Here is a 26,216-nt window from a genome sequence, read left to right on the forward strand (position 1 = left end):
ATCATTATGGAGTAATTTCTCCTGAGAGTAATTTTGGCAATAAAGAATCACGAATATCTGATAGAGTTTTACATTCCATTGCGGTCTCAGCAATTTTGTTGTAAAAGCCAGATACTAGTTTAGAATAAGATTGCTGAATCTCCTTACTTGGAACAATTACAGGAATAACTTTGAAATTCTTTTTGCTTATTTCAGCAAATGTTGTACCGCTAGATCTCTGTTTGATTGTTTCCATTACAGAATTGCACCACTGAATAACAAACTCTGGTGAAAGTCGGTTATCACAAATCATTGCTATATAACCTTGATTAATAGCAACAGGTATCTTAGCTAATGCCAAGTATCCAACAGGTGCACGAGAGGACATCAAAACAGTATTTATTGGCAATAAACCTGAGCTTATATTTTTAAGTCCAGCAACAGTGATTTTTCGATCTGTTGTTAGTAATATTTTGTCACTTAGATTCGAAAGGTCTTTAGGTGTTGTCCAGTGTATTTCCCCCCCTTCCCAAAACTCGGGATTCTTAGTTGAAGGCGTGCCACCACCCACAACACCTACCTCATCACCAATGGTACTAATCTCCCACTCATCTGGCACTTCCCCCAATTCAGAATCCTGCATTGTGGAGGGAAACAATTCGGCGGTGGTTTTTAGTTGAGTATAATTGTCTGGCTGTTCGGCTTGCAGTTGTTCTAACTCTTCATCGGTCTTGCCGGAGACGGCACTCATGGCGGCGCGGGTTATACCCTCTGCATTTTCACCTGTTTCAATGGCGGCGATTTTGGCTTTGACCGGCTCAAAATCTACAAACCAGCTTTTGAACATAGCTTGCGCCATGGCTTCGAGTGTTTGATTGATTTGGCGATTGAGGTCGATTTTATCGTCAAAAGCTTCTAAAATATTGACAATCCTTTTTTGTTCTTCAAAACTAGGAAGCCCAAATTCAAAATTAAATATGTCTTTTAAAGTTATACTTGCTTGGTTAGCACTACCTTGTGCTCCTGATACAATATATTCTGAGAAATCCTTGTATTTTAATCGATAATATAAAAAAGATTGTGATGAGGCCTCTGCATCTTTGACTCTTAATCTAACAGCGTTTTGATTCAATAATTCTTTTGTAATGTTTTTGGGCACACGGATTACTTTGCCTACTATAGAATCTGGATTGTTTGGCCAGGAACCTACAGTTGCAATTATTATATCGTCGGGTCTTAGCTCATACTCTTCATATTCCTTGGCTAATTCTTCATCAATGTAAGTGCAGTTTTGGAAACTTATGGAATTATTAGTCAAGTTAGAAACTTTTATTATTCTAACTCCTTCATCCTTGTACCATTCTGATTTAAAGGCAAATCCCTTTTTGTGATTGACCAAGTTTCCTACTTCACTGACTTCCCAATCTTCAGGAATCTTCCCAATTTCTGTTTCTTTGAATTTTTGAGTCATTTTATCAATTCCAGAAAATTATGATTCCCCAGATACTTCTGCAATAGATATTATTTTTAGAATTTTAAGGACTCATTACTGGTTTCTTAGTTAAAATGCGTAAAGCCTTAGATGTTATAACTACCATATCCCAAGCCCTTCAAGTTATCTCGAATCATCTGCTCCAGTTTCGCACTATTGACAAACTGCACTTCTAATTCTTGTGTGAGCCGTGTCATCTTCGATTCAAAAGACTCACCATCGTCTTCCTCAGCTTCTGCACCTACATAGCGTCCAGGGGTGAGAACAAAGTCACTCTTTTGGATTAAGGTGAGATCGGCGGAGAAACAGAACCCCGCTTGGTTATTCTCCTCCATCCATTCTTGCTGCCAATTATGGAAAGTGTTTGCGATTTGCTGGATATCTTCATCTTTAAAATCCCGCAGTACACGGTCTTTCATATAACCCAATTTGCGGGCATCGATAAACAAAACTTGGCCTCGTCGATCACGCTTGCCATTCTTAGCACTTTTATCCTTGGTTAAAAACCAGATACACGCGGGAATTTGGGTGTTTGTAAAGAGTTGTCCCGGCAGCGCCACCATACATTCCACTAGGTCTTGCTCGACGAGAGTTTTGCGAATCTCCCCTTCATTATTGGTGTTACTGCTCATGGAACCATTGGCCAATAAAAGCGCCATGCTGCCTGTGGGGGCCAGGTGGTACAGCATGTGCAACATCCATGCGAAGTTGGCGTTACCTGTCGGCGGAGTAAGGATGTGTTTTTGGCCGTTGGTATTAATAGTCCAGCGTGGATCGTCGGCAAGCTTTTCGTGCCACCAATCCTTCATATTAAAGGGTGGGTTGGTCATGACAAAATCGGCTCGCAGGTCGGGGTGCTGGTCGTCTAAAAAGGAGTCGGCGTTCTTTTTGCCAAAGTTGAAATCAATGCCACGAATGACCATGTTCATGGCAGCGAGCTTCCAGGTTGTTGGGTTGGATTCCTGCCCGTACACCGAAATTTGTTTTTTCTGTTCGGAAGCATTGTAATGTTTTACATTGGCATGTCCTTCAATGAATTTGTCACTGGAAACAAAAAAACCGCCGCTGCCCATAGCGGGGTCGTACACACGGCCTTTGTAGGGTTCCAGCATTTCCACGATCAAGGTAACGATGGATTTGGGTGTGTAATACTGGCCTCCCTGTTTGCCTTCGGCAAGGGCAAATTGACCCAAAAAGTATTCGTAAACATGGCCGAGAATGTCTTTGGATTTAAGGTTAAGTTTTTTGCCGTTGTACTCGGGGTTATTAAAACTGGTAAGGCTAAATTCATTGATCAGGCCGATAAGCTTGTCCGCATCCAGCTGGTATTGGCTGATGCGGTTGAGAATGCCTTTGAGTTTTGGGTTGGCTTTTTCTATGTCATCGAATGCATTATCAATAAGCCATGACACGGATCTCAGTTTAACGTCTTCACCCTGTTCATTTTGCCAGATAACGCTGCCAGTAGGAAGAGTAATTACATCTCTCAGATTGTTCCAGCGGGCGGTTTTGGGTACCCAGAAGACATTTTTTTCGGTGTAGTAGTCACCAATTTCCAGCTCGTCTGCTATGGCTTGCTGGTAGGCTCCATCGCTGTCGTAATCTTCGCGGGGCAGGTAATAGATATTGTCGTCATCGTCCTTTTGAAATAGCTCAGTAAGCTCTTGCTGACGCTCTTCGAAGGCATCGGACACGTATTTAAGGAAAATAAGCCCTAACACCACATGTTTGTAATTGGCGGCATCCAGGTTAGAGCGCAGTTTGTCGGCAGCTCTCCAGAGCTGGTTGTCGAGATCCTTTAAAAATTCCTGTTCAAGATCAGTCATTGTTAATGCCTTCCGTTATTGAATTGTAAATCAACTTGAAAAAACAGTGCCGTAATTAGTTATCAACATTTTATAGGTAGTTATCAACAGTTTATAAGTAGATGTATTGGCCATAAATGGAACTTCGGTCCTTAAAGTTTGTTTTTTTCAGCGCTTTAAATTTGCTGAATTCCACTCTAAATCTTGTACCTTGACCGCAGTATGACCTGACTTAAAATTCGTATGAACTTAATAAAGCTTGTAATTCAAAATATGGATTTTGATATAAAACATTTACTAAAATTTGTTTAACTATGTTCAATTAGCGACGGCTCATATTTTAGAAATTATCTTCTATTTTTTTGTAGGAAGTAGTCTAATTACGAATTTATTCGCTTTCCCTATACTTAAATACCTTAAGTATTATCTCCTCAGAGATTGGCGTGATTTCTAAAAAACTAATTGACCTTGGTGTGCTGGCGCTCAGGCAGCGTAACTCCCGAGGAACCTTTAAACCCCATGTCTCACTCCGTTTCAGAGGCAATGAGGGAGATTTACGTACCTTTTCCATTGATACTACCCGGACTCTCGGAAAGCACCCCCAGCCCGACGCCTATCTTATTACCCATGCCCATTCCGATCATCACGGAAAATCAGCTATGCTCTCCCCCAGGGCAGTTTGTACGGAAAAAACCGCAACTGCTCTTGAAATCAGGCACGACAAAAAATATGTGGGCAGCATGTGCAGGCTCGGGGATGAAATTGAAATCGAGGGGGTCAAGGTAAGGACTTGCCCTACGGAACACACTGTCGGCGCCGCGGCTTTTTACTGGGAAAACGATGTAGGGACCAGAATCCTGGTCACAGGGGATGTCAAAGACGCCAGCAAGCTTCCTCCCTGTGATGTTCTTATTACTGAAGCTAATTATGGGGACCCTGAAGACCCTTCCTGTCATTTTGCGGATGATCTTGAAAGTATGAAATGCGCCCTTTTTGAGAGCGGTCCTGTTGCATTCGGGGCATATGAGTTCGGAAAAGCCCAGCGTGCGGTTGAATTAATGAGAGGCTTCGGGTACGACGGCGCAATCCGTATGGAGGCACGGACAAGGGCACTTACGCGGAGCATGCTTGAAGATGCAGGAGAACTTGCAGGGCTTGACTCCGGGAATGAGGATGATGTTTTTGTGGTGGCTCCCTGGGACCTTAACAAGCTTCCATGGAATGTGAAAAAGTACGTTCTAAGCTGTCGTGCAGATTATCCCTATCCAATTATTAAGATAAGCGATCACCTTGATGCGTGCGGGCTTGAGGATATGGTCAGAAAACTCAACCCTGAAGTCACCCTTGTCTACCACCCTGGAGGGCACAGACCCTCAAAATTTTCAAAACATTTAAATTCAATAGGAATCGATTCGATATCTATAGATCAGATAGGCAATGTTTTAAGCAATGAATTTATTTAAACCCTTTAAATCAGTCCTAATAATTTAATTCTAAAAATTTAAATATGATGATATAAATCTGGTACTTTAATTTAATAACTCCGGTCTGATATGTTTCAATTCAAACTTCAGATTCCAGTTTGATAATCTTGTCTAATAATCTTGTCTAATAATCTTGTCTAATAAGTTAAGTTCCAGCATTCTAATTTAAGCTTATGAGGTCAAATTTAACTTTAGTTTGACTAAAATATCATTTACTAGTATCACCGAATCAAATATGATCATTGAAATCTATAATCCCATTTTTAATCATCTTAAGCTTTTAATTATATATTCCCCAGGAAAGATAATCATCGTTCAGGAGAGAATGCAGGTTGAGTAAACAAACCCCGAAGTCAAAATCCAGAAAGGAACCCGCAAAAGTTACAGAGGCTTCCATAGAAAGTGCTGCAGCAAATGTTGAGGCTCCCGAAAAAAAGAGCTTTATCAAGCAAAAGACCCCTGAAGAAAAGCAGAAAGCTCACAGAGAGGGCATTATAAAAACAATTGTTGCTTCAATACTTGGGATAATCGCCGGAGTTGTAATGTTCAGCCAGTATGGGGCAGGCGAAGACAGGATCTGGTACGTCATACTAATGATCGTTATTGGAGTCACATATTATCTCCAGAAGCTTATTTATCCCGCGCTTAAGATAAGTACCAAGGAATTCAAAGCCAAGGACTGGCTTTTTGTCGAGTTCATAATTGTGGACTTTTTCCTTGTGACCTGGACACTGCTCCTGAATTAAAAAAGCTCTTTTCCTGGGCTTCAAAAAGGCTTTTCCCAAAAAAGATAGCCTTTTTACCCGGGCTCTTTTGCTATCGTTTTTTATCTTCGTTTTTAGTTTATCTCCATTTCAAGTTATCTTCATTTCAGTTTATCTTCATTTCAGTTATGCTCTTTACCAATGATAATATTTCACGCATACAACCTTCATGCCTGCGGCATTCCAACGGTTCATATACCAGAGCGGGTATTTCATAACCGATAACTGCTGTATGTGTTTGGTTGCTTTATATGCATTATAATTTATATGCATTATAACCTCGATCATAATTATCGTTACTGATTTGTGTGGCTACTTAGTTACTGAAACAATTAGACGAAAGCGAGTGTAGAATACTTGATGCTTGTCTGCTTCGATGTCTAAGGCATCTCAGTATCGTGCTTGAATAATGAAATAACTCCAAAAACTGAAATCAAGTAACCATATCACATTACTGAACTCATACAACCGGGTTTACATAAACAAATCCACAAACTGAATTTACATGAATAGCCCATATTACTAAATTAGTTTACAATTTAACCAATCAAAAAAACGTAATTTTCGGGGACTAATATGAGAATAGCTATACTTAACAAAGATAGGTGCCAGCCCAGAAGGTGCAGCAAGGAGTGCGAAAAATACTGTCCCAGAGTCAGGACAGGAGACGAGACCATTGTTTTTGAGGCCGACGGAAAGCCGGTCATCTCCGAAGAACTCTGTGTGGGCTGCGGGATATGCATTAATAAGTGTCCTTTTGATGCTATCATGATCATAGGGCTTCCTGAAGCCCTGCAGGAACCCACTCACAGGTACGGGCCAAACGGTTTTGCACTTTTCGGGCTCCCTGTGCCGAGAACAGGTAAGGTAACCGGTATCCTGGGGCCGAACGGGATAGGGAAGAGTACTTCAGTCCAGATCCTTTCAGGAGCCCTTGTCCCTAATTTCGGGCAGGGAAAAGGAGACTGGGATACGGTACTCGAACATTATTCGGGCACGGCACTTCACGACTATTTCAAAGCCGTTATTGACGGAAAGGTAAAGGTTTCCCAGAAGCCGCAGTACGTTGACCTTATCCCCAAAGCTTTCAAAGGCAAGACCTCGGAACTGCTCGAGAAAACCGATGAAAGAGGAGTTCTTGATAAGCTTGTCGATTACCTTGACCTGAAAGGTGTGGTAGACAGGAAAATCACGGAATTGAGTGGTGGGGAACTGCAAAGAGTTGCAATTGCTGCCTGTGCGGCAAGGGATGCCCAGTTTTATTTCTTTGACGAAATAAGCCCTTACCTCGATATTTACCAGAGGATTAACGTAGCCCGCCTTGTTCAGGAAATTTCAAAGGACAGGGCAGTACTTGTGGTCGAGCATGATCTGGCAGTCCTTGATATGCTCACGGATGTAATTCACATAGCCTACGGTGAACCTGCAGGTTTTGGTGTGGTAACTCTTCCGAAAAGTGTGCGTGTCGGTATCAACCAGTACCTGAAAGGTTACCTCCCTGAAGAAAATATAAGGATCAGGCCTGAAGCCATCAGGTTCGAAGTCCATCCCCCAAAGGAGGACACACAGTTTAAGTCCATGATTCCCTTCAATGGCTTTTCAAAGAAGTTCGGGGACGGTTTCTCCCTCAAGGCAACAGGCGGAAACCTGCGTGAAGGCGAGGTGCTCGGGATAGTAGGTCCTAACGGGATAGGAAAGTCGACTTTCGTAAAAGTCCTGGCAGGAGAAATAAAGCCAGACGAAGGGAACCCTGGGATCGAGGTCAAAATCTCCTATAAGCCCCAGTACATCAAAGCAGACACCCCTGTGAGTGTACAGGACTTTTTAAGGGGAATCACAAAGCGGTTCGGGACCAGTTACTATGAGGTTGAGATCTCAAACCCTCTCCAGCTTGAGAAGATCTATGACAGCCTGATCACTGACCTTAGTGGCGGAGAACTGCAGAGAGTGGCAATTGCTGCCTGCCTTTCTCAGGAAGCAGATCTCTATATCCTGGACGAGCCAAGTGCCCACCTCGATGTGGAGCAGCGTTCCATGGTCACCAGAGTCATAAACCGTTTTGCCGAAAACAACCAGAAAACGGCCATGGTTGTTGACCACGATATCTACATGATAGATCTGCTCAGCCAGAGACTCATGGTTTTTGAAGGCAAGCCCTCAGTCTACGGTGAAGCACATGGCCCGTTCAGCATGGAAAGCGGTATGAACAGGTTCCTGAAAAATCTCGGCATCACCTTCCGCAGGGATGAAGAGACCAGGCGTCCCCGTGTAAACAACCTCAACTCAAGGCTTGATAGGGAACAGAAGGAAAGCGGAAACTATTACTATTCTGCTAAGGACTAATTCTGCTAAAGGACCAACCGCAAATGACTGGTTAAGCAAATGACTGATTAAGCAAATGACTGATTAAGCAAATGACTGATTAAGCAAATGACTGATTAAGCAAATGACTAACCCTGCAAAAGCCTGAGTTTTTCTAAATTTTCCATCGAAATTATGAAAAACTCCGGGGTTCCTTAAAAGAGAGCCTCAACTTTTTTGCAGGATTAGTTTTTAGCAGTTGTATCGCGGTTTCAAAATAGTTTTTTATCTTATGTGTGAGTTTCTGGTTTTCAATGAAGATAGAAAGTCTCGACCTGCCCGATGAAATAAAGCGTTTTTATGAAAACTCCGGGATTCTTGAACTTTATCCCCCCCAGGCAGAGGCCGTTGAAAAGGGCCTGCTCGAAGGAAAAAACCTGCTTGCTGCAATCCCTACTGCTTCGGGAAAGACTCTGCTTGCAGAGCTTGCGATGTTAAAGTCCGTGCTTGCAGGAGGAAAGGCACTCTATATCGTGCCCCTGAGAGCTCTGGCTTCCGAAAAGTTCAGGCGGTTTCAGGAGTTTTCCGAACTGGGCATAAGGGTCGGGATCTCAACAGGGGACTATGACCGGCGGGACGAAGGGCTCGGGATAAATGATATCATTGTAGCCACGTCGGAAAAAACCGATTCCCTGCTCAGGAATGAGACTTCCTGGATGCAGGAGATCTCTGTTGTTGTGGCAGACGAAGTCCATCTTATAGATTCTGCGGACCGGGGACCAACCCTTGAGATTACCCTTGCAAAGCTCAGGAAAATGAACCCTTCCTGCCAGATCCTCGCACTTTCAGCAACAGTCGGGAATGCCGATGAGCTTGCAGCCTGGCTTGATGCCGAACTTGTTGTAAGCGAATGGAGGCCCACCGAACTTATGGAAGGGGTTCTTTTTAACGGGACTTTTTTCTGCAAAGATAAGGAAAAGCCTGTTGAGCAGCCCACAAAAGACGAAGCCATAAACCTTGTCCTTGATACCATAAAGGAAGGTGGGCAGTGCCTTGTCTTTGAAAGCAGCAGGAAAAACTGTATGGGTTTTGCAAAGAAAGCGGCTTCTGCAGTAAAAAAGACTCTTTCCGCAGAAGACAGGGAAGCTCTTGCGGGCATTGCAGACGAGATCCTGGAAGACAGTGATACCGATACCTCGTCAGTTCTTGCAACCTGCGTCCGTTCAGGGACTGCATTTCACCACGCAGGCCTTACCTCGCCTTTAAGGGAACTTGTAGAATCCGGCTTTCGAGAGGGGCATATAAAGCTTATCTCAAGTACCCCAACTCTTGCAGCAGGGCTGAACCTGCCTGCCAGGCGTGTGGTTATAAGGAGTTATAGGCGATATTCTTCTGAAGCAGGCATGCAGCCAATTCCGGTACTCGAATATAAGCAGATGGCAGGAAGAGCCGGAAGGCCGAGGCTTGACCCTTACGGGGAAGCTGTACTGCTTGCAAAGTCCTACGAGGAATTGGTTTTCCTATTTGAGAAATATATTGAAGCCGGAGCTGAAGATATCTGGTCCAAGCTCGGGACTGAAAATGCCCTCAGGACGCACGTGCTTTCAACGATCTCGAACGGATTTGCCCGGACAAAGGAAGAGCTTATGGATTTTCTGGAGGCTACTTTTTTCGCGTTCCAGTACTCAAATTTCGGGATCTCCACAGTCGTTGACGAATGCCTTAATTTCTTGAGGCAAGAAGGAATGCTTGAAAAGGATCATGATGTCCTTATTTCTACGGTTTTCGGAAAACTTGTCTCACGGCTTTACATTGACCCTCTCTCCGCAGCCCTTATTGCAAAGGGCTTAAGAGAAGCCGGAACCCTAACCGAACTTACCCTGCTGCACCTGGTCTGCAGCACTCCTGATATGCGCCTTATGTATATGCGGAGCCAGGACTACCAGGAAGTCAATGATTACGTAATGGCGCACGCAGGAGAGTTCTCAAAGGTCCCAAGCCCCTTCAATATTGTCGAATACGAGTGGTTCCTGAGCGAGGTAAAAACCTCTCTCCTGCTTATGGACTGGATCCATGAGAAGCCTGAAAATGAGCTTTGCTTAAAATTCGGTACAGGGGAAGGGGATATCCATGCAACTGCAGACATTGCCGAGTGGATCATGCATGTGACCACCCAGCTTGCCAGACTCCTTGACCTGAAAGGGGCAAAAGAAGCTGCAGAACTTGAAAAGCGGATCCACTACGGGGCAGGTCCTGAACTGATGGATTTACTCGATATAAGGAGCATCGGGCGTATAAGGGCAAGGAAGCTTTATGAGGCAGGCTTTAAATCCACAGCAGAACTTGCAGGGGCTTCCCCTGAACAGATAGCTGCTCTTGTAGGGCCCAAAATTGCTGAAAGGATCTTCAAGCAGATCGGAAAAAGAGTTGCAGTGCCTGAAGCCTTTGATACTGAGCCCCTTGAAAAAAGTTCTCTGGAAGGGCAGAGGACAATCAGTGATTATTGATCTCCCTCATGATCATTGACTCTCTCATGATTATTGATCTTCCCCTTAAGATTATTGATCTCTCCCTTAAGATTATTGATCTTTTAATCTTTCCTTTTTTATTTTCAATTCTTTGCGGTTCTGGATTAATTGTTTTATCTATCCCGGAATACAGAGAGGCATCTTTTGGTTTTCTCTCCCTGCACCGCACAGGGCACAGGCCGGCATGTATGACAGGAAAAAAAGAGCCGTAAATCAGTACCGCAATTATGAAGGATAACATATTAAGAAAAGTGCTCTGGTTTGAGGTAATATTTTCCTTTGGCTCCGAAAACCGGTTTTTCATTCATAGCTAAAATAAGAGCCTCCTCCAGCTTGTCTGGAGGCCCTTCTAAAAAAAAGGAAGAAGTAGAGAGAAGTAGAGAGAAGCAGAGAGAAGCAGAAAGAACTTGAAGGATAAAAGCTAAAAGAAGAAAAAGTAGAACGAAAAGCTTGGAAGAGCCATAATGAGCAATAAAAGCAAAAGTGGGTTACTATCCACCTATTTTCTTTTTCTCTTTTTTATCGTGGGAAAGGCCGCTCTCCTTCGTCGAGCGTGACAAAAACGACACGGAATAGCTAATAAGGTTGTACGGGTCAGAAAAATTTATGGTCATTTCTTATTTTTCTGTTCGTTTCTGTCCTGGAGTCCAAGGTAAAATATTAAATGAGATCAGGGATTTAATGAGAGCAATATTATCTCAAATTATACCAAATTATATCGGATTATACCGGCTTATACAGGACTTATTCCAAACTTATCAAGATCAATTTATATCAGTTTTACCAGGTAATTTCAGAGATGGTCACAATGTTATTCAAAAAGTTGTCTGATGTTTCGGAAGCTGAAATGCAGAAATTAATTTCCCGGGGGTCCGGGCTTGCAGATGTTGGAGAAACCGTTTCCTCCGTACTTTCTGATGTGCGCATGAATGGAGATGCAGCACTCAGAGAGTACACAAAGAAGTTTGATAAAGTTGAGCTTGCCGATTTTGAGGTAAGTGAGGAAGAGTTTAAAGAAGCCATTTCAGGGATCGGTCCTGAACTCCTAAGGCACCTTAAAATTGCAGCTGCAAATATCATGGCTTTTCATAAAGCCCAGATGCCTGAAACCACCTGGTTTATGGAACTTCAGCCTGGAGTTGTCCTGGGTCAGAAGGCAACACCGCTCGAAAGTGTAGGTGCTTATGCTCCAGGAGGCAGGGCTTCCTATCCTTCAACAGTGCTGATGACGGTAATCCCTGCAAGGGTTGCAGGAGTCGAGCAGGTTATCGTATGCACTCCTCCGAGAGCTGACGGCTCCGTACACCCTCTTACGCTTGCTGCTGCGAAAGTTGCAGGTGCAGGGAAGGTTTTCAAACTTGGAGGTGTTCAGGCAATAGGAGCAATGGCGTACGGAACCGAAACTGTCCCGAAGGTGGACAAAATTGTAGGTCCTGGAAATGTTTTTGTGACATCTGCCAAAATGCAGGTAAGGGATGTTGCCGAGATTGATTTCCCAGCAGGTCCGAGTGAAGTTCTTATTTTAGCAGATAATTCTGCAGATGCGGTCATGGCTGCCTCAGATATCATAGCCCAGGCAGAACACGATCCGAGTGCAGTTTCGGTGCTTGTGACAACTTCAGAGACTTTTGCAGAGACTGTTAAACGGGAGGTACTTGTTCAGGCTGAAAGTACTGCAAGAAGTGAGATTGTGAAAGCTTCTCTTGAAAATGCAGCAGTCCTGACTGCAGACTCTCTTGAGCAGGGTATTGACTTCAGCAATAAATTCGCTCCTGAGCACCTGGAAATTATGATGGAAGATTCAGATTTCGTGCTTGACAGAATTAAAAATGCCGGATCGATTTTTATAGGGAACTATGCTCCTGTTCCGGTTGGAGACTATGCCTCCGGTACCAATCATGTGCTTCCCACTGCGGGATATGCCAGGATTTATTCAGGTCTGAATATAAATCACTTCCTGAAGTATTCGAGTATCCAGAAAATCAGCAAGAGTGGGCTTGAAAGTCTGAAAGAAACTGTAATCTCATTAGCTGAGGAAGAAGGTCTGCAGGCACATGCTGACGCTATTAGAACTCGTTTCGGGTACAAACCCTCTAAATAATATTTCTGCTAATCGATATGTATATAAAATGTAAGTGCGTAAACAAAATTTGATTTTTAAATAAATAAAAATTTGATTCTAATAAGGAGTGGGGATTAATATGAAAATCAGAGTAGTTAGTTCACGGGAGGAGATTCCTACCCTGAACCCGAATGAGAAGGTTATCCACCTTGCTTTCAGGCCGTCTAACAGGGATGTATTCATGCTTGCTGAAACATGTCCTAAAATAGAAGCTATACAGCTTCCTAAATCTTACAGAAGGACTGTTTCAAAGTCAATAGAGATGTTCCTGGAAATGCAGAAGATAAATCTCCTTGAAGGGGATGTATGGGGTCACCGGAAGGACATAAACGAATACTACAATGTCTCTCAGAATGTCCTGGAGAAAATTCAGGAATTAAAAGCTGACCGGTTCTCCAATGAGGTGATTGCAGAAAAGCTTTCAAGAGAAAGTAAATTGAATTCTGACATGATTCTTTACATACTCAGTAAAAGAAGTATGGAATTGTCCTGAAGCATGGACTTACCTGCCCTTTCAACCACAACTTTTCGGGGCAAATAGGTTTTTGTTCTGTACCCGTAAAAGATGTCTTACTGAAAAGGGCAGTCAACTTTTTAAGACTAGGTCTTAAAAAGTTTTTTATATATTTTAGACCTTACTTTCTGGATGGGTTTACGGTCTGGGAATTCCATCCTTGATAAATTTTTCTCTAGTTCTCTAGTTTCTCTAGTTCTCTAGTGCATCGATTCCTAATTAACGCCATTTTAGACTGTGATTCCACCAGGCATTTCATCCATTTCTTCCATTTTATATCTCCACGTAAATATAACTTGTTTTTCGTTAATCTGGTTTATATATTGACTAATTCTTTCTTTTAATTCATTCATTGAGTCTACTCTTATTCCTCTCAACACGCTCCTTACCATTTTACTGAAAAAACTTTCGATGATATTCAGCCACGAGGCATGTTTGGGTGTGAAAACAAATTCAAATTTATCAGGAACCGTTGCCAGGTATTCCCGAGTTTCTTCTGATGTATGAACTTTTAGATTATCCAGTATAATTATGATTTTTTCTTCTAAGTATGTTGACTCAAGTCCTTTGAGATATTCAACGAATTCGCAGCGCTTCTATGCTGCTCAAATACTTTATAATAAATTATCCCAGATATCAAGTCAATTCCAGCTAATATTGAAAGAGTCCCATGTCTTTTATACTCATAATCTCTTGCTATTGTAGAATAATGCCCTTCTACTGGCATAAGATCTGGATAAACATTTCCAATTGCCTGAATACCTGGTTTTTCATCGTAAGAAATAATCACTGTTTTAATTTCTTCGTTTTTCTTTTTTTTCACTTAGTCTTTTAGACTCTCTATATGTATCCAGGACATTGGCTGCTTTTTGATCAAAATCGGGATCAACTTTAGCAATGTAATAGCTAATCTTATGTGGTTTTATTTTGCTTGCATTGAGAATCTTTGAAATTGTTCCCTGATTTATCGAAGATAAATCAGGATGTTTCTCTTTGATACAATTCTCCCTGATATATTCAACAAGGAGCCTCTGAGTCCATATTTCATGAGGATAACCAAGATCTTTTGGTTTCATACAAGCAAGTGAGACCACCCAAGCTCGTGATTCAGCATTAATATCTTGAGGTCTTCCACTTCTTGATTTGTCTACCAAGCCTTCTTTAACTCCAAGATCCAAAACTCTTTTTATCCATAGTCTTACAGTTTTGTAATCTACTTTTAACTCTCTGGAGATCTCAGTATCGTTTTTTCCCTGATAGCTTAAAAGTACAATCCTGGATCTTTCAACAATGCTTGCAGTTTGATTTCTGGAACGACTTAACTTGGTCAGATAGTCTAACTCTTGTTGAGTAAATGATAATTTGGGACGAAGACTTATGCGAGGCATAAGTACATTTATAGTCTTACTAATATAATGATTTATGCATATAATTCAGAATCGAAGCACTAGTTTCTCTAGTTCTCTAGTTTCTCTAGTTCTCTAGTTCTCTAGTTTCTCTAGTTTCTCTAGTTCTCTAGTTTCTCTAATTTCTATGTTTTTCCTGATGATTGTAAACTTTTCTCTAATTTCTACGCTTTTTCCAATAATTTACCTCTGATGTTCTAATGGTCAATCTCTAAGGAAACGCATGAATTTACACATAACTTACTTTTTATATTTATAAAAACAATATGAAAAATGATTTTAAGTCTGACGGTGTGAAATTTGTTTATTCATTTATGGACTTTTAATTCTACTTTTCTATATATCTTTTTTTCAAATCTCTTTGACTCAACTGAACAAAACTCCTGGAGAAACATAGAAAAATATTTAAATATTGCAGTATAATGAACTTTATTAACTTGAACTTAACTAGGGTCTGGGGAATGGTATGAAAATAAGAGTTGTCAGTTCCAGAGATGAAATTCTCTCTTTAAACCCGAATGAAAAGGTAATTCACCTTGCGTTCAGGCCTTCGAATAAAGATATTTTTCTGCTTGTTGAAACCTGTCCTAAGCTCGAAATAGTCCAGCTTCCGAAATCATATCAAAGGACTATTTCAAAGTCTATGGAGATGTTTTTAGAGATGCAAAAAATCCAGCTGATTGAAGGAGATGTATGGGGCCATAGAAAAGATATAAACGAGTATTATACCGTTCCTCCCTCAGTAATGACTAAAATAAGGAACATGAAAACAGAAGGAATTCCAGGCGAAAAAATTGCAGAAAAAATGGCGAAAGAAAGTAAGCTCAACCCGACGATGATCCTTTACATCCTGAACAGGAAGCAGTTTGAATAATGGAGAAAAAATCCGGAAAAGAAATACAGAAAAAATACGGAAAAAATTACTTAGATATAAAGGGTGCCTGAAAAGCACCCTTATCCTATTCTATTCTCTCTTTAATTTATATTTTTTAGCCTTTGAACGTAGCCTGTATGCTTAGCCTGTAAAGCCTGGTCTGCATGCTTGACCTGTCGGCCTATACTTATTTTGTACGTTTCCTAGACTGGATTTCTTATTGTCATTGTGGGTTAGACAAGTTCTCCGCTGAAATATTTGTCATAAGAGACCATGTCAAAGTGCCCGTGCCCGCTCAGGTTGAAGAGAATAGTCTTTTCTTCCCCTGTCTGTTTGGCTGCAATGGCTTCGTCGATTGCACAGCGGATAGCGTGGGCAGATTCAGGTGCAGGCACTATTCCTTCTGTCCTGGCAAACTGTACGGCTGCATCAAAAACATTGTACTGGTCATATGAAACAGCTTCTATAAGCCCTTCTGCACATAGCTTGCTTATAATCGGAGAGTCGCCGTGGTAGCGTAGCCCTCCTGCATGGATGGCAGGTGGTGTGTGCTTGTGCCCGAGGGTGTACATTTTAAGGAGCGGGGTCATCTCGGCAGTATCTCCGAAGTCATACCTATACTCTCCTTTTGTCAGGGAAGGGCAGGACGAGGGTTCGACTGCTACCACTCTTGCGTTGTTTTTTCCCTCAAGCCTGTCTTTTATAAACTCAAGCCCAATTCCCCCGAGGTTGCTCCCGCCGCCGCAGCACCCGATAACCACATCAGGATATTCTTCTACCTGCTCAAGCTGCTTTTTGCACTCAGTCCCTATTACGGTCTGGTGGAGCACAACGTGGTTAAGCACACTTCCAAGGGCATACTTTGTGCTCTCATGGGCTACGGCATCCTCTACAGCCTCACTGATTGCGATCCCGAGGCTTCCGGGAGTATCAGGCTGTTCTTGAAGGATCTTTCTTCCGAACTCCGTATCCGGGCTTGGAGAAGGCACGACATTTCCTCCCCAGAGGGTCATAAGGGATTTTCTGTAAGGTTTCTGGTAGTAACTGGAACGGACCATATAGACTTTGCACTCAAGGTCGAAGTAGTTACAGGCAAGAGAAAGTGCACTTCCCCACTGCCCCGCTCCTGTCTCGGTTGTGAGCCTCTCTGTGCCCTCTTTCATATTATAATAAGCCTGGGCAATAGAGGTATTTGTTTTATGGCTGCCTGCAGGACTAACCCCTTCGTACTTATAATAGATCTTTGCAGGAGTCTTGAGGACTTTTTCCAGCTGATGAGCTCTGAATAGAGGGCTTGGCCTCCAGAGCCTATAAACATCAAGCACTTCCTCGGGAATATCGATATACCGATCGCTGCTCATTTCCTGTCTGATCAGTGCCTTTGGGAAAATGGGCTCAAGAGCTTCCGGGCTTATAGGCTGCCAGGTTCTGGGGTCCAGAGGCGGGTCAATTGGAGTGGGAAGGTCGGAAAGGACATTGTACCATCTCTTCGGCATCTCATTTTCGTCAAGGATAATCTTTGTCTGCTCCATGAAAATCTCCTTCAGGTCATTTCTGTACAAAATCGAACTTTGATGTATTTAAGTGTTATCTGTTTTGCATGTCTGGCTTACAAGCCCCACCATTATACTTTTCGGAAATTAGGACAGTTGTTAAAGCCGAGAATTATAGGAATGAAAACAGAAAGGGGAATAATATAGAAATAAGTGAATGAAAACAGAAAAGAGGGAATAAAAAAGAAATAATGAAAAAAAGAAATAATGAAAAAAAGAAATAATGAAAAAAAGAAATAATGAAAAAAAGAAATAATGAAAAAAAGAAATAATGAAAAAAAGAAATAATGAAAAAAAGAAATAATAAAAAAAGAAAGACGAGAATAATTGAATAAAGAAATTGAATAAAAAGAATATCTACGCCAGTTTTTCTACCGGGTATTATTCCATCTCTCTGGCAAGTCTCACTGCAAGTTTTGCAAGCTCTGAAGCACATGTACCGAGGAGCCTGGTCACAGGTTCTTTTCCAACTCCTCCTTCATCATAAATTACTTCAGGCACTCCTCCATATTCCCTAATAGCCTCAGAAATGCCCCAGTCAGCAATATTGACATCTTCAGGCTCTTTAGCCCTGTCAAAAGAGGATATGCCAAGTCCCATCTCTCTGCAGGCATCAAGGATTTCTTTTGAACATTTTATGTTCATAGCTGCTCTAATGTCTGGTTTCTCGCGAAGAGCTGCCAGTGTTATCCCTGCCACGTGCCTGCTGGCTCCAAAGTTAACGCAGCCTACGGGACGTGCCCTTTCCCTGAATTTTACTATCCTGCTTTCAACAGCCGCAATGTCCTCATAATTTCTGGCACCCGGAATTGCCATCCCTATGTTACAGCCAACCTCAGGAATGAACTTTGCAAACTCAGGACTATCTTCCAGGATCAAAACGGCTTCTTTTACATCCTTCAAGACAAGGTAGCGCTCTCTTTCTTCAAGGGTCTTTCCGAGCGGGTTTACAGGACCCACTCCTCTTCCCACAGGTACGTTCCTCCGGATTGCCTGCTCCACGAACTCCTTTGCCTTTCTGGCAGCGGCTTGCAGGCTGTCTCCACAGGCAAGGCAGGCAGTCATTGATGCAGAATAGGTGCAGCCCGAACCATGGGTCCCTCCTTTGACAAAAACACCCGGGACGCGGGTAAAGTCACCGGAGACGGATTCGTATAGAAGGTCAGTTGCGTCAATATGCCCTCCTGTAACAATCACGGCTTCAACTCCAAGGTCTGCAATCTTTCTTGCCGCAAGTCTCGCATCCTCATGAGTTTTGACAGAAACTCCCGCAAGTGCGCCTGCCTCAGAGGCGTTCGGAGTTGTAACCTTACAGAGAGGCAGCAGCTCTTCGATAAGGGCTGAAAGGGCTTCCTTTCGAAGTAGGTCTCCCCCGGCTTCAGCAGCCATTACAGGGTCAAGTACAAGGGAAAGCCTGTGTTTTTTTACCTGCTTTGAGACCTCTTTAATTATTTCCGAAGAGGAAAGCATTCCGGTTTTTGCCCACTTTATATCCATATCCTTACAGACAGCTTCGATCTGGCTTCCAACAGCTTCAGGGGTAAGGTCAAATGCCTTAACAACTCCTGTAGTGTTCTGGGCAGTTACGGAAGTAATGGCACAGGTCCCGTGGACTCCAAACGCGGCAAAGGTCTTCAGGTCAGCAGCAATTCCGGCTCCTCCTCCTGAGTCCGAACCTGCAATAGTCATCACAATATGGGTTTTTGGCACTTGGGGCTTTCCTGTCATTGTATTCCTCTTTTTGATACTCATTTCTTTATATGTAATATACCGGCATATACTGACTTTTTTAAATGTCTGCTCTCTGCCTCTCGGGCCGGGCAAAGGAATTTTTATTTTAATTCCATGAATGATCTGTATTATCTGTAAATACTGCAGAGACTCCCGGACATCTGGTTTCTGAATACTGGTTTCTGAATAAACTGGTTTCTGAATAAACTGATTTTTGAAGAACTGGCTTATATAAAACGGGGTTGCATAAGGTTTTTCAATGTTATGAATTACTATTTTTTAGAAATGCTATTTACTGGAAACTTCTGGAAGCATTTCTTAGAGCGTTGTGTGAAAGTGTTTTAGTAATATTGTATTTTTCCCTCAAAAATAGGGTATTTTTCTTATATTTTGAGTTCATTTATAAATTAGCAATTGAATAGGGTGAATTTCTTCGATACATTTATATATTGTATTTACGACTTTGATGCAAATAATCAAATACTTAAGCGCGGCGATCAGTTTAAGTCTGGATTAACTATTTATATTGATATAGATAATGACTTGATTTATAATGTTTTAAGGGGATTGTAAGGATGGCAAACCGACCTCTGGATATTTTGAACAACGCACTGGACACACCCGTAATAGTTCGATTGAAAGGCGCACGTGAGTTTCGGGGCGAGCTGAAAGGATACGATATTCACATGAACCTCGTGCTTGACAATGCTGAAGAATTAAGAGAAGGAGAAATCGTAAGTAAATTCAGCAGCGTCGTTATCCGCGGTGACAACGTGGTATACGTATCTCCGTAATCTATATCAAGCACTTCATCTATTATCGTTAAACCTCGGTACAGCAGAATCTGTATGGCTGAGATCAATTCAGAATAACAAAATCGCTTCGAATTATCGAATATTACACACTAATAAGTTGATTTTATAAGGAGATTTAGGAATGAGTAAAGGTACGGCATCAATGGGAAAAAGGCAGAAGCGCACCCACGCCAAATGCAGGCGCTGCGGCAGCGTTTCGTTAAACATACATACAAAAGAGTGTACTTCATGCGGCTTTGGAAAAACATCCCGTATGAGAACTTACAAGTGGCAGGCAAAGTGCAAGTACTAAACCTGCCTTCTCAATTTTTTCTATTTTTTACCTGCTCCGGAGGTCAAGATTGAAAGAAGAATGCGGGGTTGCAGGCATAATCCTCCCTGGCGACAGGCCTCAGTCAAATGCTGTTGCATTCAAGCTCTACTACGCCCTTTATGCACTCCAGCATAGAGGACAGGAATCTACGGGTATAATGGTTCATGATGGCACTTCTCCGCTCTCCATCAAGGGCATGGGGCTTGTGCCTGATGTGTACAACAAGGATTCTCTTGGGCGTCTTATAGGGAATGCAGGAGTCGGGCATGTCCGCTACTCCACGACTGGCGGGTCAAAGATTGAAAACTGTCAGCCTTTTATCCTGAATTTCAAGGATGGAACAGTTGCCATTGCCCATAACGGAAACCTGGTAAATGCCAGAGAACTTAAGGATGAGCTGGAAAATGAAGGCCGGATTTTTATCAGCGATTCCGACACCGAGGTCATCGGTCACCTGCTTGTAAAAGAACTGATAAAGCACAATCCCATCGAGTCTATCAGGACTGTAATGCGCAAGCTTGTTGGCTCTTATTCCCTGGTCATCTTTATTAACGGCACTGTCTACGCTGTCAGGGACCCCTTCGGCTTCAAGCCCCTCTGTTTTGGAGAAGTTGACGGTGGATACGGAGTCTTTTCTGAGAGCGTGGCAATCGACACCCTAAACGGCACCCTTATTAGAGATGTCAGGCCAGGCGAGGTTATAATCTTTACAGGTTCAGGTTTCGAGAGCCACCAGCTTACAAACGAACTCCATCCGGCACATTGTGTTTTCGAGTTTATTTACTTTGCAAGGCCAGATTCCGTCATAGATGGTAAACTGGTCTACAAGGTCCGGGAAAGAATCGGAAGGGAGCTTGCCCGCGAGCATGACGTCGAAGCGGATATCATTTCTCCTGTCCCTGACTCGGGGATTACGTCTGCAATCGGCTATGCAAGGGAATCCGGGATCATGTACCTGGAAGGTCTTATGAAGAACCGTTACATAGGGCGCACATTTATTCTTCCGGGACAGGACCTGCGTGAAACTGCAGTCCGGCTCAAGATGAACGCTATTCAGGATAATGTCAAAGGCAAGCGCGTAGTTCTGGTAGACGACAGTATTGTCCGCGGCACGACCTCCAGGCGTATCATCGATATGGTCAGGAAGGCAGGCGCTTCAGAAGTCCACGCAAGGGTCGGAAGTCCGGCAATTATTGCCCCCTGCTATCTCGGGATTGACATGGCAACCAGGCAGGAACTCATCGCCTCATACAAGACTATAAAAGAGGTTGAAGGGCTGATCAGCGCTGACTCTCTCGGGTACCTCAGCATTGAAGGTCTCATGAGAGCTCTTGAGTGTGATAAGAACGATATGTGTGTTGGCTGCCTTACAGGCGAGTATCCTGTAGAAATCCCTGGTGAGAAATGCAGAAAAAAACAGACCCGTCTGGACGATTTCAGTAAGACTGGAAGCTCCTCTCAGGCAGTCTCTTCAGACAGCCTTTAAGGACTTTCTTCTTTTACTTTCTTCTTTACATTTCTTTCTAATATTTTTTGTGTTTTTTTAATTTTTATTAGTCTCTTCTGGTGTTTCTTTCTGGCTACCTTGCATGATTTTTTGGTTCCGTTCTGTGTTTTAATTCTTCCGAATTTTCATGCTCTTCTGAATTTTCATGCTCTTATTCTATCTTTAACCGGAGTTTATAAGATCTCATAAAAATCGTGGTACAGCTATGGATATTATGTAGGTCTAACAAGAAATTAATTAAGTTCCAAACTCGTTTCGTTCAATTTTGGCGTCACCACATATTGAACTAGCTCACCGATTGATACTTATATGATTTTCACCATATTATACTAAAGAAACCATAATAGGGCGTCTTGTTACAGAGATCCTGTGTTAGACCCCATATAGTGGGAAATTAACTATTTTTGTGCCACACCGATTTATTTAATTGGTTCTATATTTGTCGGTTTTATATTAAAATGCTTGGAATTGTTACCCAACATAATTAATTTTTTGTTAGACCCTAAGTAGATCATGTCGCTTGATGTGGCTTTATACTATAAAGTATAAACTCCGGTTTAATATCGTTATATTTATTGTCCTGTGCCTCGGGCCGTCCATCTCGGCAAAAAAGATGCTCTGCCAGGTACCCAGTTCAAGTTTTCCCTGTATGACTGGGAGGGCTTCACTTGCTCCAAGCAATACGGCTTTCAGATGGGCGTCAGCATTATTGTCTATTCTGTCATGTCTGTATCCGGCACCAGGAGGAACGAGCCTGTCCAGTAAGTTAAGAATATCTTCCCTGAGCCCGCTTTCATTCTCATTAATTATAATGCCCGCAGTCGTATGCCTGGTACTGATAATGCATACGCCTTCCTGTATTCCGCTTATTCTGACCTCTTCCTCTACCTCTGAAGTAATGTCTATCAGCTCTATGCGCCTGGAGGTCTCGATGCTAAGTTCCAAATCTTTCCCTCTTAAATTTATATAGTCTGCTGTATTTTTTGTCTGAAAACCTTCTTGACAAATAGTATTTTTGCCTCAGACCTCTTTATCTGTATGGTCTTATTTTATCTATCTTTACTCATATCCCGTTAAGTTTGAAGCCTGTCCACCACATAAATTCCCAAAACGGGAAAGAAATTGAAGGAAAAAATAAATGGAAAGACGAAAACTTGGGTAGAAGATGCTTAAAAAGTAGTAAAAAGGATGAGTAAAAAGTAAATTCTTATTTGCCTATTTTTTGCTCTTTCGTCTCAGGGCCGCTCTCCTTTGTCGAGTGTGACAAGAACGGTTGGTATAGTGAAATAAGGTTTTACGGGTTAGTATCAGTAATTCAGTCTTCTTGAGTGAAGCAAAAGGGACCTAGTGCCAAGAACGTTTAGTTATTGATCACCTGTCAAGATCCGAATCCTTATGTGCTGATGGGGTGCTGCCAAAGACTATGTGCAAGAATTAAATTGCCATGACACTAGCCTTAATTATCAGTCATATAGAAATAAGGCAAATTAGGACAATATCTTAAAAAGTGATTGAAAGCAGAACGGGAGAAATATCGAGAATAATTTATTTTTTGGAAAGAACTGGAAGTTATATCCGGTTCTCTCCTTTTTCCCTTCCCCGATTGTTGTTCGTTTTTTGGGGAGATTTGTATTTTCATACCGCCGTTTTTACATTTTTTGATTACTCCAGGGATGGAGCTGTTGGTGTCTTGATTTTATTTTCTTCAAATTGTTCCGGCTTCATTACCTGTTGGATGTTGTTCTTAAATACGTTTTTTGAAGACAGACTTGAAGACGTTTTTGGGAAGACTTGTTTATTTGAAATATTCCTGAATACGTTTTTTATCTCCTGCTCTTATTGTTTTTCTTTTTTATTGCTCTTTGGAAGTGTTGTTTTTTAAGAGATTTCTTCAGGCTCTTTTTAAGGAATATTTTTTCAGGGATATTTGTTGGGAGATTTTTCAGGAAATAATACTCTTTTCTATTGTCAGGGGTTGACTCTGCAGGGGTTGAATCCGGGCAATTTTTGGTTACAGGCTTTTGTTCTGCTAATTGGTTCAGGTAAATAGGCGTTTTTCGGTGGAGGAAATTTTAGCTTTAATTTCTTTTTTGTGTGTAAAGGTACCCGCCTTCCGAATAACTTTTTAATTTTAGCCTCTGTCACAGAGGGTTAACCCCTCCTGTACTTCAAGGACATTTTTTGGTCTTATTTTTTCTGTGTGGAAATAAGCCCGAAGAGATTAAGGATTTTTGTCTTCGAGGACGGGACAAACTTACGGTCTCTGAGCAAGAACCCGTGCAAAACTGGTTCAAGAGGCTTCTGAGTAACTGTTTCTTTCATTCTGGCTCACCTTTTTGAATTATGTTTTTTATTCAGACGGCAGACGGTATCTTATTACCTACTCATAATATATAAACATTTTCCAAAAGGTGCTTAAATTGCTTTTTCAAAATATTTCTGAGAAAATCTTCTCAAAATTTCCAGGAAATCTTTTCAAATTCCCTGTTCAAGAGGCTTTTTCAGAGACCTGGTTTTCAAAATTGTGCTGAGGTAGAGCCTTGCCCAGACAAAAGTTATTCCAGCTCCAATTGCATTGCCTGCAACAATTCCCCACCAGGCACCTACCTGCCCCATATCCAGAGTAAAGGCGAAAAAAGCTGCGAAGATCGGGGTAAATACTATGGTTCTCAGGAGGTTTGCTGTAAGCGCGCTCATGCCTTTTCCCGCCCCCTGGAAAAAAGATGTCGAAAGCATCCCGAAAGAAACGGATGGGTAGAAGATACAGATAACACGCAGGAAGTGGGTAAGATCTGGAGCTATATGGGTGGCTTCTGCTGTCTGTGTGAAAATAGCCGCAATCTGAGGGGCAAAAATGAAAGTCAATGCAGCAACTCCTCCTTCTATGAGGAGACCCAGTTTAATTGCATAAGTATGGGCAATTTCTGCCTTTTCATAATCTTGCGCCCCGAAAGCGGCTCCGGAAACCGAAACTACAGCCGTTGCAATCCCTATTAGAGGAGCAATTGCAATTGTTGCAACCCGCCAGCCAGTGGAATAGACCGCAACCCCGTCGGTATTGCTTACGTTCACAATAATAAGGTTGAGTATAAGCATGGATAATGACATCGAAAGCTGCTGGGCAGAAGCAGGGACCGTTATTCTGAATATGTCATTTACAATGTTTCTTTCAAAACTGAAGTCTTTAAAATCAAAAGAAACGAAAGTATCTTTTCTGAAAAAGAGCCAGTTCAGCATCATCAATGAAGAAACTGCAAGAGATAGCAGGGTTGCCCAGGCTGCGCCTGCCATTCCCATTTTAAAGGTGTATATGAAAATAGGGTCAAGGACAATATTCAGGACTGCGCCCAGGATCATTGCGTTCATTGCCCGCTTTGAATCACCTTCAGCCCTGAGAATTGAATTAGCTACGTTAGTAAAAAATATTACTATGCTTCCTAGAAATATTACCCTCGCATAAGCTACTGCGAGATCGGTTGTTTCCCCTGCTCCTACAAGAGAGAAGATCTGCGGGGCAAACACATAAAAGGGTATGGTAAATATGAGGGCGATCAGCAGCATCATTATAATTGTATGTACTGCTACGTTGTCTGCTCCTGTTTTATCCCGTGCTCCGATCTTTCGGGAGATGGCTGCTCCTCCTCCTATACCCAGCCCGTTGGATAAAGCCATGCTTATGAAATAAAAAGGAAATACAAAACCCATTGCAGCAAGCGCATCTGCTCCAAGCCCTGAGACCCAGAAGGTATCTACTAGCTGGTAAATAGTCTGGACAGACATTGCGACAATCATAGGGACTGCAAGTTTGATAATGGCTTTTTTCGGGTCCCCTTCAAGTATTTTTACGCCTGCAGTTCCCGGGCTTTTTTCAGGATTGCAGGGATTTGAATCTGCTGCTGTTCTGGATTTCATTTAATTATCTTCCTTTTAATACGGCTTTTTCCCTTCCATTTCAGGACTGGAATCCTTTTCCGGAGCTCAGAGGACTCAGACCTGGAACTAACAGCACCTGTTTTTTATCCCGTAACCTGCAGAATTAAGTTCTTTCAATGTTTCATTCAGGGAGAAAAGGAATTCGTCTCTCAATCGTTCGGTCAGCTGTTCCGGAGCTATGCACCTGAAATATGCCGGAGTTCCTGTTATGACTTCCACGTACTTTTTATTTGACATTCTCTCCAGCGTAGCATAAATTTTTGGTCTCGGAACGTGCGTAAATTCATGGATCTCCCTTGCTGTTGCCTCCCCCAGGCTCAGGAGCCCCACATAGATCTTCGCCTCGTTTTCTGTGAATCCGAGCTTCTTGAGTTTGCCTATGAGCTCAGTGTGCATTGAAGACCTCAATATAGTTTTCCGAAAGTATGGCTTTCCCTTATCGGGCACTTTCATTCAGTTTCTTCAGTGTGACAAGCATTGTCTTCAGGCTTTCCTGGTAAGCTGCAATATCTTCTTCAGCGAGTCTGTTAAGAATTCCGGAAGCATTTTTTTCAAGCTCTTCTTTGAACCAGTCTATGTAAATCTTTCCTTTCTCCGTAAGTGAAACCAGGACCTTTCTCCGGTCTCCGGGGTCTCCCCTCCTGCAGACAAGCTCATCTCTTTCCAGGGCGTCAATCATACTGGTCAGGCTCCCTTTCTGAAGGTCCAGGCATTTTCCAAGAGTTGTAGGCATTATCTCGCCTACTGCCCCTATAATCAGCATAGCCTTATTCTGATTTTTATTCAGGTTATACGAGCTGTTACCTGTCTGATGAAAAGCTCTGGCAAAGTTTTTATGGAAAAGATGGATCATCTCAAACTGAAGTTTTACCGTTTCTTTTATTCGTTCTTCTTTCATCGGTTATCACAATGAGGCGCTTTTTTCAGTCCTGATCCGGATGATAAAGCCAGGGATGGAGCCATCAGAAATTTTTTTACGAGGCGTTTCTGTCCAGTAGATCTTTTTGCGAGGCGTTTTTTAATCAATCTGACTGGTTTCTGACGGGTTTTTACTGGTTTCTATGGATTTTATGGGTTTGACTGGGTTTTAATTTA

At 42.3% G+C, this 26,216-nt stretch carries 21 protein-coding genes and 1 pseudogene; 11 read left to right on the plus strand and 11 right to left on the minus strand.

Annotation, left to right across the window (positions count from 1 at the left end; genetic code table 11):
- Positions 1–4: 4 nt before the first annotated feature.
- Entirely contained in the window at positions 5–1,450 is a 1,446-nt protein-coding gene (locus ACZ5A8_RS06345; protein WP_464532867.1) for a restriction endonuclease subunit S, read from the minus strand.
- A gap of 107 nt (positions 1,451–1,557) precedes the next feature.
- Complete coding sequence (locus ACZ5A8_RS06350) at positions 1,558–3,297, minus strand: class I SAM-dependent DNA methyltransferase (RefSeq protein WP_464532869.1); 1,740 nt, start codon at positions 3,295–3,297, stop codon at positions 1,558–1,560.
- A gap of 422 nt (positions 3,298–3,719) precedes the next feature.
- On the opposite strand from ACZ5A8_RS06350, the gene ACZ5A8_RS06355 reads away from it, so the two are divergent.
- From ACZ5A8_RS06355 to ACZ5A8_RS06370, 4 genes are all read left to right on the plus strand, one after another.
- On the plus strand, positions 3,720–4,739 hold the full coding sequence (locus tag ACZ5A8_RS06355; RefSeq protein WP_322223800.1) for an MBL fold metallo-hydrolase: 1,020 nt from the start codon (positions 3,720–3,722) through the stop codon (positions 4,737–4,739).
- Positions 4,740–5,092: 353 nt separating this feature from the next.
- A complete protein-coding gene (locus ACZ5A8_RS06360; RefSeq protein WP_322223802.1) occupies positions 5,093–5,506 on the plus strand; it encodes an EMC6-like membrane protein in 414 nt (137 codons plus the stop codon).
- 594 nt (positions 5,507–6,100) lie between these two features.
- On the plus strand, positions 6,101–7,867 hold the full coding sequence (locus ACZ5A8_RS06365) for a ribosome biogenesis/translation initiation ATPase RLI (RefSeq protein ID WP_464532871.1): 1,767 nt from the start codon (positions 6,101–6,103) through the stop codon (positions 7,865–7,867).
- Positions 7,868–8,139: 272 nt separating this feature from the next.
- Positions 8,140–10,332, plus strand: a complete 2,193-nt coding sequence (locus tag ACZ5A8_RS06370) for an ATP-dependent DNA helicase (protein WP_464532873.1) — start codon at positions 8,140–8,142, stop codon at positions 10,330–10,332.
- On the opposite strand, the gene ACZ5A8_RS06375 is transcribed toward ACZ5A8_RS06370, so the two are convergent.
- The gene (locus ACZ5A8_RS06375; RefSeq protein WP_464532875.1) at positions 10,319–10,594 is read right to left on the minus strand and encodes a hypothetical protein; all 276 of its coding nucleotides are present in this window, start codon (positions 10,592–10,594) and stop codon (positions 10,319–10,321) included. The genes ACZ5A8_RS06370 and ACZ5A8_RS06375 overlap by 14 nt on opposite strands.
- Positions 10,595–10,632: 38 nt before the next feature.
- Between ACZ5A8_RS06375 and ACZ5A8_RS06380 the strand changes: the two genes are divergently transcribed.
- From ACZ5A8_RS06380 to ACZ5A8_RS06390, 3 genes are all read left to right on the plus strand, one after another.
- Complete coding sequence (locus tag ACZ5A8_RS06380) at positions 10,633–10,764, plus strand: hypothetical protein (protein WP_464532877.1); 132 nt, start codon at positions 10,633–10,635, stop codon at positions 10,762–10,764.
- Positions 10,765–11,152: 388 nt separating this feature from the next.
- Entirely contained in the window at positions 11,153–12,454 is a 1,302-nt protein-coding gene (hisD, locus tag ACZ5A8_RS06385) for a histidinol dehydrogenase (protein ID WP_464532879.1), read from the plus strand.
- Between the two features lie 100 nt (positions 12,455–12,554).
- A complete protein-coding gene (locus ACZ5A8_RS06390) occupies positions 12,555–12,968 on the plus strand; it encodes a DUF1699 family protein (protein ID WP_229391593.1) in 414 nt (137 codons plus the stop codon).
- A gap of 251 nt (positions 12,969–13,219) precedes the next feature.
- Here the strand turns inward: ACZ5A8_RS06390 and ACZ5A8_RS06395 are convergent.
- Positions 13,220–14,377: pseudogene (locus ACZ5A8_RS06395) on the minus strand (IS630 family transposase).
- 484 nt (positions 14,378–14,861) lie between these two features.
- Between ACZ5A8_RS06395 and ACZ5A8_RS06400 the strand changes: the two are divergent.
- Positions 14,862–15,269: a DUF1699 family protein gene (locus ACZ5A8_RS06400; protein WP_464532881.1), complete on the plus strand. Its 408-nt coding sequence runs from the start codon at positions 14,862–14,864 to the stop codon at positions 15,267–15,269.
- Between the two features lie 233 nt (positions 15,270–15,502).
- Here the strand turns inward: ACZ5A8_RS06400 and ACZ5A8_RS06405 are convergent, their stop codons facing one another.
- The gene (locus ACZ5A8_RS06405) at positions 15,503–16,801 is read right to left on the minus strand and encodes a TrpB-like pyridoxal phosphate-dependent enzyme (protein ID WP_464534040.1); all 1,299 of its coding nucleotides are present in this window, start codon (positions 16,799–16,801) and stop codon (positions 15,503–15,505) included.
- A 402-nt stretch (positions 16,802–17,203) separates the two neighbouring features.
- Complete coding sequence (gene thiD / locus ACZ5A8_RS06410; RefSeq protein WP_464532882.1) at positions 17,204–18,550, minus strand: bifunctional hydroxymethylpyrimidine kinase/phosphomethylpyrimidine kinase; 1,347 nt, start codon at positions 18,548–18,550, stop codon at positions 17,204–17,206.
- A gap of 578 nt (positions 18,551–19,128) precedes the next feature.
- Between thiD and ACZ5A8_RS06415 the strand changes: the two genes are divergently transcribed.
- From ACZ5A8_RS06415 to purF, 3 genes are all read left to right on the plus strand, one after another.
- Entirely contained in the window at positions 19,129–19,347 is a 219-nt protein-coding gene (locus ACZ5A8_RS06415) for an LSm family protein (protein ID WP_048121098.1), read from the plus strand.
- 142 nt (positions 19,348–19,489) lie between these two features.
- Positions 19,490–19,660: a 50S ribosomal protein L37e gene (locus tag ACZ5A8_RS06420; protein WP_229390947.1), complete on the plus strand. Its 171-nt coding sequence runs from the start codon at positions 19,490–19,492 to the stop codon at positions 19,658–19,660.
- 49 nt (positions 19,661–19,709) lie between these two features.
- Positions 19,710–21,167 (plus strand): amidophosphoribosyltransferase, encoded by a 1,458-nt coding sequence (gene purF / locus ACZ5A8_RS06425; protein WP_464532884.1) that lies wholly within the window; start codon positions 19,710–19,712, stop codon positions 21,165–21,167.
- Between the two features lie 552 nt (positions 21,168–21,719).
- On the opposite strand, the gene ACZ5A8_RS06430 is transcribed toward purF, so the two are convergent.
- The 5 genes from ACZ5A8_RS06430 to ACZ5A8_RS06450 form a co-directional block, all read right to left on the minus strand.
- On the minus strand, positions 21,720–22,133 hold the full coding sequence (locus ACZ5A8_RS06430; protein ID WP_464532886.1) for a secondary thiamine-phosphate synthase enzyme YjbQ: 414 nt from the start codon (positions 22,131–22,133) through the stop codon (positions 21,720–21,722).
- Between the two features lie 1,242 nt (positions 22,134–23,375).
- Entirely contained in the window at positions 23,376–23,510 is a 135-nt protein-coding gene (locus ACZ5A8_RS06435; protein WP_255680417.1) for a hypothetical protein, read from the minus strand.
- Positions 23,511–23,663: 153 nt separating this feature from the next.
- Positions 23,664–25,100, minus strand: a complete 1,437-nt coding sequence (locus ACZ5A8_RS06440) for an MATE family efflux transporter (RefSeq protein WP_464532887.1) — start codon at positions 25,098–25,100, stop codon at positions 23,664–23,666.
- 87 nt (positions 25,101–25,187) lie between these two features.
- Positions 25,188–25,517, minus strand: coding sequence for a TrmB family transcriptional regulator (locus tag ACZ5A8_RS06445; RefSeq protein WP_464532888.1), 330 nt, complete (start codon positions 25,515–25,517; stop codon positions 25,188–25,190).
- Between the two features lie 40 nt (positions 25,518–25,557).
- Positions 25,558–26,019, minus strand: coding sequence for a MarR family winged helix-turn-helix transcriptional regulator (locus ACZ5A8_RS06450; protein WP_464532889.1), 462 nt, complete (start codon positions 26,017–26,019; stop codon positions 25,558–25,560).
- Between the last annotated feature and the right edge of the window lie 197 nt (positions 26,020–26,216).

The sequence above is a fragment of the Methanosarcina subterranea genome (assembly GCF_055385895.1).